The organism is Meiothermus sp. (assembly GCF_026004075.1).
In the GTDB taxonomy this organism is placed as follows: domain Bacteria; phylum Deinococcota; class Deinococci; order Deinococcales; family Thermaceae; genus Meiothermus.
This window is the reverse complement of the sequence record NZ_BPIK01000001.1, coordinates 925,088-937,562: the sequence shown is the minus strand read 5'-3', so window position 1 is coordinate 937,562 and position 12,475 is coordinate 925,088. Positions and strand designations below refer to the sequence as shown.

Below are 12,475 nucleotides of genomic sequence, written 5' to 3'. Positions count from 1 at the left end.
TGTAACTATATGGCGGTGGCCCTATTGAGACAAGGCCACACTTTGCGCCCGCACCTGCTCGATAAACCCCAGGCTGGCCTCCGCCATCTGTATGCGCCATAGCAGGGAGACAAACTGAAGGCCCTCGGCTTTTTGCAACTGGTGTTGCAGATCCTCGAGGATGGCCCCAAAAACACCCGTCTGGGCCTTTAGGAGCGGCTCGAGGTCGTGGTGCAATCGAATCAGGAAGGCGATTTTCAAGCGCAAGTCCGAGCGACCGTAGCGCAGCCGGTGCACCGGGGTAAAAAGCCACTCGAGCGCCGCGGTCTGGCCGCTGGAGGTAGCGGCAAACAGCGTCCGGGGCGGCCCCGCCTGACCTTCCTGCTGGCCCAGGGCTTCTACCAGCCCACGGGCCTCGAGGTGTTCCAGAGCTCGATACACCTGTGGGCGCTGGATGCGCCAGATATCCCCCAGTGCGCCGCTCGGCGCAAACAGGGCCGCTATACGAAAGCCGTGCGAGGGTTGCTCGAGCAAAGCAGCCAGCACGGCCCAGTCGGTGGTCGAGAGCTTTAGGGTTGGCGCTTCCTTCATTTCAAGCCCAGGGCTTTGCGGGCAGCATTGACCTGGGCAGGTGTGAGGGTCTTGCTGCGCTGGGCCTTGACCTCGGCTGCCGTGAACGGTTTCTGGCCGGCCGGGAATTTATTGCCCCACTGGGTGGAGATGTGGTTGAGCAGGGCGGCAATTTCGGCGTCGCTGAGCTGGCGGTACCCCGGCATGACCCCGCTGTACCTAGCCCCTTTGACCACAATCTCCCCGCTCATGCCCCACAGCAAGAGCTGAATAAGCCAGGTGCGGCCCCCTTTGGCGGCCAGAATCTCAGGCACGTGCCCGGCCAACGGGGGAAATACGCCCGGAATACCCGCGCCGCTCGGCTGATGGCAGCCCTGGCATTGCTGGTACAGGGCAGGGCCGCTCTGGGCAAAAGTCGCAGAAACCAACAGAACCAATGCAACCAACACCTGTTTCATCTATCCTCCTTCATTCAAGGCAAAGACCCTTTACGGAACATTGATACGGGAACGAGCATTGCCAATCTGCTGGGGGGTGGGCCGATTGGGCACGCTGCGTGCATCGCGCACTTCGGCAGCAGTGATGGGCCGGTGGTCGCGTGGCAGCAGCTTATCGTTGCCCCAGGCATTGAGAATGTGGTTGAGCACAGTGGCAATCTGGTCATCGGAGAGCTGGCTAAAGGCCGGCATCACCCCGTTGTAGGTACTGCCCTTAACCCGCACCGGGCCCTGCATCCCAAACAGCAGCGCGTTAATCAGGTGGAGCCGGCCCTCTGGGGTCTTGACCAGCTCGGGGGCGTGGGCCGCCAGGGGTGGAAAAGCCCCTGGCCGTCCCTGCCCATTGTCTCCATGACAGAAGGCACAGTTCTGCTGGTAGAGCTGGGGCCCCGACTGAGCCAGCGCCAGGCCGAGGATCGCTAGAAGCCCAACAAGGTATCTCACGCCTCGAGTATAGCCCCAAACTTCCGGGCAAAAGTAAGATTTGCGCCGCAGACAGGGTTAGGTTAACCCTTCCTAAACACGCCCGGCCTGCCCGTTCCGCCGCACGCGCCACCCAGCAGAAATTAAGCTGTCCCTAACGCGACTTCACCTCCGACCAGACCTTATTGAAAGCATCGGCCTGATCGCCTAAGTCGGCGAGCAGCTCGAGGCGGGCCCGTATCTCCGGGCTGGGGTAAATGATGGGGTTGTCCTTTTCTTCAATCTGATCCATGGCCGCCACCACCGGCGTGGCATAGCCAATTGAATTTGAGATTTGCGCGGCTATCTCGGGCTCGAGCAAGAAGTTGATAAACTTGTAGGCCAGCTCGTGGTTGGGGCTTTTCTTCAGCACCACCAGGTTGTCGGTCCAGAGGGTAGCCCCTTCGACAGGAATCACATATTTGAGCTGGGGGTTCTCGGCCTGGGCCGCCAGAATATCCCCCGAGTAAGCTGGCCCCACAGCAATATCACCCGCAATCAGGCGGTCGCGGATGCTGGTTCCGCCGGCAAAGCCCTGCGAGCGGCGCTTGGCTTCGAGCAAAAGTCTCTGGGCCTGGGCGAGTTTATCGGGATCGGTGGTGTTGACCGACTCGCCTATGTATTTAAGGGCCGCTCCCACCATCTCGCGCATCTCGTCGAGCAACAAGAAGCGCCCCACCTGCTTGGCCGGATCAAACAGCACCGCCCAGCTCTCCACCGGCCCCTGCGCCAGGTCTTCCCGGTAGGCCAGCCCGGTGGTTCCCCACTGGTACACCACGCTATACCTGCCCCCCGGATCGAAAGCGGGGTCGGTGAACTGGGGGTCGAGGTTCTTCAGGTTGGGAATTTTGGCCTTATCGAGTTCCTGCAGGCTGCCGGCCCGGGCCAGCGACCCCACCGTGTAGTCGGGGGTAATCAGCACGTCGTACTCGGCGTCGCCCCCGGCTTGCAGCTTGGAGAGCATGGCCTCGGGGGAGTCGTAGGTATCCTCCACCACTTTGATGCCCTCGCGCTTTTCGAATTCCTCAAGCACCTCTTTGGGCATGTAGTCCGACCAGTTCAAAAGGCGCAGCTCTTTTTTCTGCTGCCCACAACCGGCTACCAAAAGACCCAACAAAACAACCAACCAAACTCTGTTCATTCGCACCTTCCTCCGTTCGAGCACTTACGAGCGCTTCCTCCAGAACAGTGTCCCCAACAACAGTACCAAAATTGTAATCCCCACCATCAGAGTGGAGAGGGCGTGAATCTCGGGGCTTACCCCCAGCTTAACCGAGGAGTAGATGTAAAGGGGCAGGGTAGTGGAGCCAGGGCCAGCGGTAAAAAAGGTCACCACAAAGTCGTCGAGCGAAAGGCTAAACGCCAGCAAGGCCCCCGAAACCACCCCTGGCATGATCAGGGGTAGGGTGACCTCGCGGAAGGTGAGCCAGGGGGTCGCACCCAGGTCTTTGGCTGCTTCCTCCAGGGTTGGGTCGAGCAGCATCAACCGCGCCCGCACCACCAGGGTCACGTAGGCAATCTGAAAGCTGATATGGGCCAGGATGATGGTAAACAGCGACAGGCGGGGCCAGCCAATGGCATCGCGCACCACATCAAACAGCAGCAGCAGCGAGATACCCATCACCACATCCGGCACCACCACCGGCACATACAGCAAGTAGCGCAGGGCATTTTGCCAGCGGAACCGATAGCGCACCAGCCCCAGCGCCAAAAGGGTGCCCAGAACGGTCGAGACCAGCGTGGACACCACCGCCACAATCAGGGTGTTGGTCAGGTACTCGAGGATTCTTTCGTTGTTGAACAGGCGGATATACCAGTCGAAGGTAAAGCCGGTAAAGCGCACCCCAAAGCGGCTCTGGTTGAACGAAAGCGCCACAATGACCAGTATGGGCAGGTACAAAAAAGCAAATACCAGCCAGGCATGCAGGGAGAGCCAGCGCCTCATACCAGTTTGTCCAGTCCTTTCTCACCCTGGGTTCGCGCGTAAAGCCACAGGCCCAGCAGCACCATAGCCATCAGCACCATGCTGACCGCGCTGCCAAAAGCCCAGTTCTGGGCGGAACCAAACTGGAGCTGAATCAGGTTGCCCACCAACGTCACCTTGCCCCCACCCAGCAGATCGGCAATGACGAAGGTGCCCACCGCCGGAATAAACACCAGCAAGAAACCGGCAAACAAGCCCGGCACCGTCTGGGGAAAGATGGCCTCCCAAAAAGCCCGGATGGGCCTGGCCCCCAGGTCGTAGGCGGCCTCGAGCTGGCTCCAGTCAATGCGCTCGACGGCGGCATAGAGCGGCAACACGAAAAAAGGCAGGTAGGTGTACACCGTAGCCACATACACCGCAAAGGTAGAGGGCAGCAGTTCGGCAGGCGGAAGGCCAAAAGCCGTAATGAGGCCGTTTAGCAGGCCCTCTTTCTGGAAGACCACAATCCAGGCATAGACCCGGATCAGAAAGTTGGTGAAAAACGGGATGACCACCAGCAGCAGCAAAGCTTCCTTGTAGCGGCTCTGGGCGATGTAAAAGGCCAGCGGGTAGCCCAGCAACATAATAAATACCGTTGACCAGAAACCAATCCACAGGCTACGCCCAATGATTTCGATAAAAAGCGGGTCGGAGAAGAAACGTAGGTAGTTATGCAGGCCAAAGGGCGGTACAAGCTGGCCCAGACTACCCCGGCTCATCAGCGAGGCTACAAACATGATGAGGGTCGGAATCAGAATAAACAGCACCAGCCACAGCGCGCCGGGCCCTACAGTAAATAGCACCCGACGTAGGCGCTCCCAGGGCGTTGTAGCTTCACGCATAGGGGTTACTCCCGCTGGCAGTGTCCTGAATAACCACTAGCTTTTCTGGGGTAAAGGCCACCCAGACCTCCTCGTCGTAGGTGAATTCTTCGTGACCCGGCTCCTGGATGTCCTGATTGAGGGTCTCGCACATCAATCGCTGGCCTCCCGCCACCAGCACGTACTGGTTTTCGGAGCCGGTGTAAATGATGTCGTCCACTTTGGCCCGAAAAAGGTTGGGGAGATTGGGCTTCTCTCGAAAGAGGCGTATTTTCTCGGGGCGAATCGAGAGCAGCACCTCCTGACCGGGAACTAAGGCATCCTCGTCATCAAGTACAAACTCACCCAGTGCCGTTCTGACCTTTCGCGGCTCAATGGCCTGAGCCGGAATCAGGTTGGAATCACCGATAAATTTGGCCACAAAAGCGGTTTTGGGAAGTTCGTAGATCTCCTCTGTGGGGCCCAATTGCTCGATGCGGCCCTTGTTCATAACAGCGATGCGATCTGACATCACCAGGGCTTCTTCCTGATCGTGGGTCACAAAAATGAAGGTGATCCCCAACCGCTCTTGCAGGTTCATCAGGTCTATTCGCAATTCCTGGCGCAACTTCAGGTCAAGTGCCGAGAGCGGCTCGTCAAGCAGCAGCACCTCGGGTTCGTTGACCAGGGCCCGGGCCAGAGCAATCCGCTGACGCTGCCCCCCCGACATCTGGTCGGTGCGGCGTTTCTCGTAGCCCGGCAGGTTGATGAGCTCCAACGCCCACTGCACCCGCTGGGCAATCTGGTCGCGGGGCATTTTTTTCATGCGCAAGCCAAAGGCAATGTTCTGCTCCACAGTCATGTGTGGGAAAAGCGCGTAGTTTTGGAAAACAGTATTGACCGGGCGCAGATAGGGCGGCACTTGGGTCATATCCTTTCCACCAATAATGATTCGGCCCGCATCGGGGGTGTCGAAACCCGCAATCATGCGCAGCAGGGTGGTTTTCCCACAGCCCGAGGGCCCTAGCAGGCTAAAAAACTCACCATCGCGAATCTCGAGGTTGACATTGTCCACTACCACCTGGTCGCCAAAGCGCTTGGTGACCCCCTCGAGGCGCACCGCAATATGCTCGCCAAGCTTGCGCTCGCGTCGGCTACGAAAAAGCGTAGGTTCCACAGGGCAAAGTGTAATCTCTTATGGAAAATAGAGACAACATTAAAGCCCCGGATAACCCTTTGACCATTTTTACTCAGGCATGTTATCTTTGGTGCTACGCTGTGGCAGCACGTGCCAGGCGTACAATCGGGGAGTAGCGCAGTCTGGTAGCGCATCTGCTTTGGGAGCAGAGGGTCGCTGGTTCGAATCCAGTCTCCCCGACCAAGCGCTCCAAGCAGCTAGAGCGACACGCGGGAGTAGCTCAGTTGGTAGAGCGTCAGCCTTCCAAGCTGAATGTCGCGGGTTCGAATCCCGTCTCCCGCTCCAAAAAGCCGCCTTCTGGGCGGCTCTTTTTTCAGGAAGGCAATTTTGCGATTTCAATAAGTCTGCTAAACTATCGCTGGCCCAGTTTGGGCTTTCTTGCGCCCGTAGCTCAGTGGATAGAGCAGCCGCCTTCTAAGCGGTAGGTCGGGGGTTCGAGTCCTCCCGGGCGCGCCACTCCAGGACACAAAAACCGGGGTCGCTTAGGCTCCGGATTTGTGTTATCTCTTCTCTGGTCGCAGAATCTACCCCATTCCAAGCCGGCCCAACGTGCAGCTTTTTGGCTTTTGAGGATTGCCGGGCTCCCTCCGTGAATCGCTCTCAGTTTCGAGTCAACAGGAAGCACCCACGCAACTTTGGTAAGTTTTTGTTTTAAGAAAGTTCTAAGGAATGAATAAAGGCCTCAGCTTCATCTGCATTCGTCAAACGGGGTTGACGACCACGAAACCAACGCCAGAGCGCATCGAGATCGAGGCTTGGGAGATTCTGAGGTTCGCCCAGGATTATTTTGTGATCCCCATCGCATAGCCAGACCATACCCAATACCTGACCCTCGAGCCAGGTTCCAACCGGTATCGGCTCTCTATTAGCCCAAATTGCATCGAGGGCGCCTTGGTCAGCTGGGTTATAGCAATCCGGAATTAGGCCGTAGTTAACCGGTGGTAAGCCCCATTCAGCCTGCCAAGGGGGTTCCCTGGGCACAAGGCATTGCCCGTTCCAGGTAGGTCGTGTAAGGAATTATGTGTAGGGGTTTGTGTAAAAAGAGGGGGTACCGCAATCAACAAGGAGGTACCCCATGGATCAGGATACCCTACAGATGATTTTGCGCGAAGCGGTAAGGGAAACAGCCACCGAGGTCTTGCAGATTCTGCTGGACGCCGACCGGGAGGCCTTCTTGCGGGAACACGGAGGACGCAAAAACGGCTACTACCCCAGGCGGCTTTCGACCCGCTTTGGTTCAGTGAACCTCCAGATGCCCAGGGATCGCGAGGGGTGCTACTATCCCAGCTTCCTGGAACCTTATGCCCGGCGCCTGGTGGACGTGGGGGAGGTGGCCGTGGCCCTGTATGCCGCCGGGGTGACGCAGCGCAAAGCGGCGGAGGTGCTGAGCCTGTTGCTGGGGCACCGCTATACCCACGAGACCCTTAGCAGCCTGACCGACCAGGTCTTGCGGGCGGCGGAGCAGTACCGCCAGCGGCCTTTGCCGGAGGAACTGGCCGTGGTCTACCTGGACGGTCTGTTTCTGAGGGTCATGCGGGACGACCTGGGGGTTCAGCAAGAGGCGGTGTATGTGGCGCTGGGCATCACCCCCAGCGGGGAGCGGCAGGTGCTGGGCTTCTGGCTCCTGCCCGCAGAGAGCGCTCTGGCCTGGGAGGAGGTGTTGAAGGGCTTGTGGCAAAGGGGCCTACGGCGGGTCTTGCTCTTCGTGACCGATGGCCTTCCCGGCATGGAGGCGGCCATCCAAAGGGTCTACCCCGGCGCCGAATGGCAGCGCTGCGTGGTGCACATGGTGCGCTCCAGCCTGGCACAGGTGCGTGCACGGGATCGGGGGGCGGTGGCCGAGCATCTACGCGGGGTGTACCGGGCGGAAAGCCGACAGGAAGCCCTGGAAGGCCTGGAGCGGCTGCGGCGAACCTGGGGGTCGAGGTACCCGCGGCTGGTGAGCGGTTGGTGGGAGGACTCCGCGGCGCTGCTGCGGTTCTATGGCTATCCCAAGGTGCTGTGGCCCTACCTTCGGAGCACCAATCCGATGGAACGGTTTATCCGGGAGATAAGACGCAGTACCAAGGTACGGGATCACAAGTTTCCTACAACGGAGGCGGTGTTCAAAGTGCTGTATCTGGAGAGCGAAAGGCAGGAGGGCAAATGGACAGAGCGTACACTCAGAGGCTTTGCCGAGGCAAAGGAGATGCTAGAACAGATGCTGAAGGAGCGGTACTTCCCCTCTACACAGACTGCTACACATAAATCTTGACACGACCTCCAGGTATATCTATTAGCGCTCCCAAGACTCCATTCCACCAGCATTCTGGCCCGCATTTCTAATCATTGTACCTACAAAGCTCTAGCGGCAAATATGCAAAAAATCAACTGCCACCGGGAGGCGCGGTGGCAGTTGCCAGGGGGACACAACTTAAGCGAGGTGTCTAAAGCGCACCTGGGCACGTGGCGCAATACCACCGCTAAACTCAATGGGGGCAGGTAAAAGCCAATTGCGCAACGAGATACGCCCACTGCCCATCGGATGAGGCCGAACCCGAGGGGGTCGGGTTTTGTCAAATGCAATCTGTAATATAAGCTCCCTACTCATGCTTGTAGGTTAAACCATCAGCCGTTATAGGCGCGTTACATTTGCACCAAAAGACATTAAGAATTCTTAATGTTTGACCATCCCGCCTATACTACCGGATACGCCGACAAACTAGTAAGATAGTCGTGTTGCACCGTATTTTGTCTTTAGTGCTATCCCCGACCAACGGCGTAGCAAAGGGTGTACTGCCTTACAAATTCTCATGCCCGCATGGGCTTGGGGGACAATGTCTCATTAGGCTCTTCCCAGGCAAGCTCGACCAGATCTATTAGCTCCTGCACTGGAACTTTGTAGCGACTAGATATCCGAGCAATTTCGCGCCCAAACTGCTTCAACTGGCTTATGTATGCTTGCGGCATCTCGCCAGACTCCGCCTCGAGGCTCTCCGCAATGCCAATGAGCCAGCCCAGTAATTCGCTAGCTTCTTCATCCGAGAGCCCATCGGTTAGTGCTTCGTCCTCGAGAAGCAGTTCCGTTAGCTGTTCAAGCATATACGATCTTTATACTATGCGGTATTGCGATGAAATTGAACACCACGGCATCATCCAACACAAAACCCGTTTTATCTGCATCAACCCTGTATAGGCTTCAGTAAAGGATTCGATTTAGTTCGAAGGAAAGTGGTTAGTTGTCGCGATCGGTAAAAGCAGTTCGTCCTTATGCACATAGCCCATTTGGCGAATCAAGCCCTCGCGGTAGCGGGGGTCGGCGGCAAGTTGAAGCTCAATATCTAGCTTTTGGTTACGCAACTCAAGTTGCTCCAGACGAGTCTGCATCTGCAAAATCTGGTTGCGTGTCTGAAAATTTCGTTGAAGCTCCAAGGCAATCAAAAGCAATACATGTAGCGTTCCCAGCGCAAATATCAGGTGCAAAAAACGATAAACTGGCTTCTCCACAATGGAATTAGTATATCATCTCCATCTCTTGCGTCTAGGTAGTATTACTCTCAACAAAGGAGCTGTTCGGGCCATGTCTGGTCAGGTTTACAGATGGGATCTCAGCAGGCAGGCCATCGAGAGCTGGACAAAAACTCAATAGTGCTCACTTTCTGAAAATGTTTTATAATTTGATAACTTACACACGGAGGCAAAAATGGCCAAGACCAAAGAGCGGGAAAGCTACCGAGCGCGCCTAAAAGCATTGGGGCTTCGCCATACTCTACCCAGAGAACGCATACTGGCTTACCTTGATCACAAAAACACTCATCCGACACCCGAGGAGCTGTATCAGGGTCTCAAAAAAAGGGGGTACGATATTGGGCTTTCGACCGTCTATCTTAATCTCCAGGTGTTGCGCGAAGCCAGCCTGTTGTGGGAATTCAAAGACCAAAAAGGTAATACTCGCTACGATGGCTTCAATGAACGCCACCACCATCTTTTTTGCCTGCAGTGCGGAAGCGTAGAGGATGTTTTGGCAAAAGATCTACCTGAATTCAATCCTGAGCCCATCAAAAAAGCTGTAGAAACCAAAAATGGTTGGTTTATAGAAGAAGCCCGCCTAGAGCTACGGGGCGTTTGTCCTGGATGCCAGTAGCACCCAAATCGCTTTAGAGCAGTCTTCAGAGTCGTGATGTGGCTAGCTTACCAGACACATAGAGGCCCACATACCTGCCGGAGTGAGACGCATCTGCCGTACGTCTGAAAGCGTATCCCGTCCCAAGAGGCGGGTATCGCCTGCCTCAACGCGGATAACTTTGGTCGGGCTAGTTCGCCACCATTCGCTGACGAACTAACAGCATCTGGTTTTTTTCAAAAACTGCCCTAGTCTGCTACAGTGGTATCGAGCAATTCAACTAAGGTTCGAACACCAAACCCAGTACCACCTGCTGGCCCCAGGTCATGGTTTTTTTCGGTATAAGCAGGCCCCGCAATATCCAGGTGTACCAGTGGTTTCTCAGTGAATTCTGCCAAAAAGAGTGCTGCAGTAATAGCCCCTCCCGAACGGCTTCGTCCATGGGTGTTTTTGATATCGGCGGTGTTAGACTTGAGGGCCTCGAGGTACTCCTCTTCCATCGGCAAGGGCCAGACTTTTTCCCCTACTCGCTCAGCTGCCTCCTGCACCTCACGTCCCCAACGGGCATCGTTGGAAAACAGACCAGCTACTTTTTCACCCAGCGCCACCACACAGGCCCCTGTTAGGGTAGAAAGCTCTACAATTGCATCCGCCCCCTGTTGGTCTGCATAGGTAATGGCATCTGCCAGAGTGAGACGGCCCTCTGCATCGGTGTTCAAAACCTCGATGGTCTTTCCTGACAGGCTTTTAAGTACATCAGACACTCGGTAAGCCGTACCAGAAATCATATTTTCGGCGGCAGCCACATAGGCACGAACCTCCACCGTAGGCTGTAATCTGGCAATGGCCCGCATTGCACCCAGCACCGCGGCTGCGCCGGCCATATCGCACTTCATGGTGATCTGGCTTTCGGACGGTTTGAGGGAGTACCCTCCGGTGTCGAAGGTCAGGCCTTTGCCCACCAAAGCGACCACACGGCCAGCAGGTTCTTGGGGTTTGTAAGTTAGCTGGATAAAACGCGGCGGGTTGGCCGAGCCCTGGGCTACACCATAAAAAGCACCCATACCTGCTTGCTTAATCTGCGCCTCGTCCCAGACCTTCACCTCGAGTCCAAGTTCCCGGGCCATTGCGCTTGCACGCTGGGCCAGTTCGGCTGGAGTCAGGATGTTAGGGGGCTCATTGACAAGATCGCGCGCAAAATTAACCGCTTCAGCCACGATTTCTGCCCGATTTACCGCAGACCCCGAGGCTCGAGCTAGCCATAAGCGCAGTTTTTCCCCACGTTTGCTCGAAGCTCCGGTGGTCTTGTATTTGTTCCAGGTATACCCACCCAGAAGTGCGCCTTCGGCCAAGGCATAGCTGGCCTCCACTTTGCCGAATTTTTCTGAGAGGAAGGTCTCGGTTACTGCTTCCTTAAAGCCGAGGCGTGCGATTTCCTGCACCAGCTTGGCCCCAGCTTTGCGGATAGTCTCAATGCTCACACCGCGTTTCTTACCCAGGCCAAATAGTAGAGCAAACCCAGGCTCTTCATCTTTACCCAGGGGAACTAGCAAGGTTTCGCCAAAATCACCTCTAAAATGCAAGCCACCCATCATTCGTGAGAGTGCTTTGCGGTACCTAGCATCCAGCCTGTTCCCCTCTTCGCTAAACTCGCCACCCCACACCCCTACCACTACCAGAGGGGCAGGGATCTCGTCAACAAATCGCCTTGCCGACTTTAGTGTAAGCTCCATGACAAGCGAACTATATCACAAAAACCCGCCGCTGACCAACCGGTCAGTCACTGAGGAATTCGGATAAGCGGTGGGAAAATTCCCATCAGAAGATTCGATGAATCGCGGGAAAATGGTTTTGGTCTGAAAGAGTGTTTGCGCGTTGTGATGTATCAAAGCACTTCTGGTTTCTAGACAAATTTCAGCATCGTCGACTAAAAGCCACAGCGCACTGCCTGACTACGCCCTCGAGGTGGCCTTACTATCTGGTACTCGGCATTTAAGTTCTTGATCCATCCTGTTAGCTTGATTAGAACTAGCATTTCTCGGTCGCGCGATTTTTTCCAGTCCTCGAGACTGGCGGCATAATTGGCCTTATCATTGGGCAGGAGCAACCGAATGCGTCCATTCTGCACAGCGTCCACATGAAATGCCGCTGGTGCAGGGAAGTCGGGAGGATAATCATAGGGTGCTTTTAGGTTGGCCTCAGCCCATACTTTACTGGCTGCCGCATATACAGTTCCGGGTGGGTCGCCAACCTCCAGCTCATGCAAGCAGCGACGGGCTTTAGGGTTTTCATCCAAGAGCTTTGCGAGGTAAGGCGGAGCATCACTCCGATCAATGAGCAGCTTACGAACGAGGTACATATAGCCAAGATAAGGATTAACCGGATTCTTCGTGGTACCGAGACTAAAGGTGGTAGGCCCAATGGTAACCGTGGGATTGGCCCAGCCCGTCACCCGAACGGGGGTTCCAACGCCCAAATCTACCTGGGCCAGGTTGATAAACAGGTCGTCAAATACAGCATACGGCACTTCGTTCTGGCTTACCATGCGTAAGTACAGACCATTAGCGGTCTGGGGAAACTTGACCTCGAGCAAATAACGCCCCAGGATGCCGGTCTCATTAAAGCGCACACCTTTGGGCTCGAGCAGCCGTCTAAGCTCAGCAACACGTAACAGTGCAGGTTCTTGCACCCCTCCAACAGCCCAAGGTACCGAACCCACACTAGGCTGGGCTGCGGCAGCCAATACCCAAAGTGCCCCAATCCCGATCAGTTTTTTTTGCATGAGCTACTCCCTTTGGTATGGCCCAATCATTGCATACAGCTCAGGTGCTGGCATGAGTTTATCGTTGCTCTTTAGGGCGTTATGGATACTCGCGGCCGTCCCTAGAGGTTTGCGTCACCCTG

The 12,475-nt window shown here is 56.1% G+C and carries 14 protein-coding genes and 3 tRNA genes; 5 read left to right on the top strand and 12 right to left on the bottom strand.

All coding sequences use genetic code 11. From position 1 onward, the window contains the following. Positions 1-21: 21 nt before the first annotated feature. From Q0X18_RS04590 to Q0X18_RS04560, 7 genes are all read right to left on the bottom strand, one after another. Positions 22-570: a PadR family transcriptional regulator gene (locus Q0X18_RS04590; protein ID WP_297559171.1), complete on the bottom strand. Its 549-nt coding sequence runs from the start codon at positions 568-570 to the stop codon at positions 22-24. Continuing rightward, entirely contained in the window at positions 567-1,007 is a 441-nt protein-coding gene (locus tag Q0X18_RS04585) for a cytochrome c (protein WP_297559169.1), read from the bottom strand. Before Q0X18_RS04585 ends, Q0X18_RS04590 begins: the two co-directional genes overlap by 4 nt. A 30-nt stretch (positions 1,008-1,037) precedes the next feature. Continuing rightward, a complete protein-coding gene (locus tag Q0X18_RS04580) occupies positions 1,038-1,490 on the bottom strand; it encodes a cytochrome c (protein ID WP_297559167.1) in 453 nt (150 codons plus the stop codon). Positions 1,491-1,623: 133 nt separating this feature from the next. Further along, positions 1,624-2,649 (bottom strand): spermidine/putrescine ABC transporter substrate-binding protein, encoded by a 1,026-nt coding sequence (locus tag Q0X18_RS04575; RefSeq protein WP_297559165.1) that lies wholly within the window; start codon positions 2,647-2,649, stop codon positions 1,624-1,626. A gap of 24 nt (positions 2,650-2,673) precedes the next feature. Further along, positions 2,674-3,453 carry an ABC transporter permease gene (locus Q0X18_RS04570; protein ID WP_297559163.1) on the bottom strand — a complete coding sequence of 260 codons (780 nt, stop codon included), beginning with the start codon at positions 3,451-3,453 and terminating at the stop codon, positions 2,674-2,676. After that, a complete protein-coding gene (locus Q0X18_RS04565; RefSeq protein ID WP_297559160.1) occupies positions 3,450-4,313 on the bottom strand; it encodes an ABC transporter permease in 864 nt (287 codons plus the stop codon). Before Q0X18_RS04565 ends, Q0X18_RS04570 begins: the two co-directional genes overlap by 4 nt. Continuing rightward, positions 4,306-5,448 (bottom strand): ABC transporter ATP-binding protein, encoded by a 1,143-nt coding sequence (locus tag Q0X18_RS04560; protein ID WP_297559158.1) that lies wholly within the window; start codon positions 5,446-5,448, stop codon positions 4,306-4,308. Before Q0X18_RS04560 ends, Q0X18_RS04565 begins: the two co-directional genes overlap by 8 nt. A gap of 127 nt (positions 5,449-5,575) precedes the next feature. On the opposite strand from Q0X18_RS04560, the gene Q0X18_RS04555 reads away from it, so the two are divergent. The 3 genes from Q0X18_RS04555 to Q0X18_RS04545 all read left to right on the top strand — a co-directional run bounded on the left by Q0X18_RS04555 (position 5,576) and on the right by Q0X18_RS04545 (position 5,925). Then, a tRNA-Pro gene (locus Q0X18_RS04555) sits at positions 5,576-5,652 on the top strand. A gap of 26 nt (positions 5,653-5,678) precedes the next feature. Beyond that, positions 5,679-5,754 (top strand) — tRNA-Gly (locus Q0X18_RS04550). Between the two features lie 95 nt (positions 5,755-5,849). Next, positions 5,850-5,925, top strand: a tRNA-Arg gene (locus tag Q0X18_RS04545). Positions 5,926-6,120: 195 nt separating this feature from the next. Here Q0X18_RS04545 and Q0X18_RS16160 read toward each other — a convergent pair. Beyond that, on the bottom strand, positions 6,121-6,450 hold the full coding sequence (locus Q0X18_RS16160; protein ID WP_374707500.1) for an inorganic diphosphatase: 330 nt from the start codon (positions 6,448-6,450) through the stop codon (positions 6,121-6,123). Positions 6,451-6,544: 94 nt separating this feature from the next. Between Q0X18_RS16160 and Q0X18_RS04540 the strand changes: the two genes are divergently transcribed. Beyond that, positions 6,545-7,723, top strand: a complete 1,179-nt coding sequence (locus Q0X18_RS04540) for an IS256 family transposase (RefSeq protein ID WP_297559156.1) — start codon at positions 6,545-6,547, stop codon at positions 7,721-7,723. A 536-nt stretch (positions 7,724-8,259) separates the two neighbouring features. Here the strand turns inward: Q0X18_RS04540 and Q0X18_RS04535 are convergent. Next, positions 8,260-8,550 (bottom strand): hypothetical protein, encoded by a 291-nt coding sequence (locus Q0X18_RS04535; protein WP_297559154.1) that lies wholly within the window; start codon positions 8,548-8,550, stop codon positions 8,260-8,262. 114 nt (positions 8,551-8,664) lie between these two features. Next, a complete protein-coding gene (locus Q0X18_RS04530) occupies positions 8,665-8,955 on the bottom strand; it encodes a septum formation initiator family protein (protein ID WP_297559152.1) in 291 nt (96 codons plus the stop codon). 196 nt (positions 8,956-9,151) lie between these two features. Between Q0X18_RS04530 and Q0X18_RS04525 the strand changes: the two genes are divergently transcribed. Then, positions 9,152-9,592: a Fur family transcriptional regulator gene (locus tag Q0X18_RS04525; RefSeq protein ID WP_297559149.1), complete on the top strand. Its 441-nt coding sequence runs from the start codon at positions 9,152-9,154 to the stop codon at positions 9,590-9,592. Positions 9,593-9,819: 227 nt separating this feature from the next. Here the strand turns inward: Q0X18_RS04525 and Q0X18_RS04520 are convergent, their stop codons facing one another. Both Q0X18_RS04520 and Q0X18_RS04515 read right to left on the bottom strand, forming a co-directional pair. After that, positions 9,820-11,304 carry a leucyl aminopeptidase gene (locus Q0X18_RS04520; RefSeq protein ID WP_297559148.1) on the bottom strand — a complete coding sequence of 495 codons (1,485 nt, stop codon included), beginning with the start codon at positions 11,302-11,304 and terminating at the stop codon, positions 9,820-9,822. Positions 11,305-11,498: 194 nt separating this feature from the next. Beyond that, positions 11,499-12,353: a hypothetical protein gene (locus tag Q0X18_RS04515; protein ID WP_297559146.1), complete on the bottom strand. Its 855-nt coding sequence runs from the start codon at positions 12,351-12,353 to the stop codon at positions 11,499-11,501. Between the last annotated feature and the right edge of the window lie 122 nt (positions 12,354-12,475).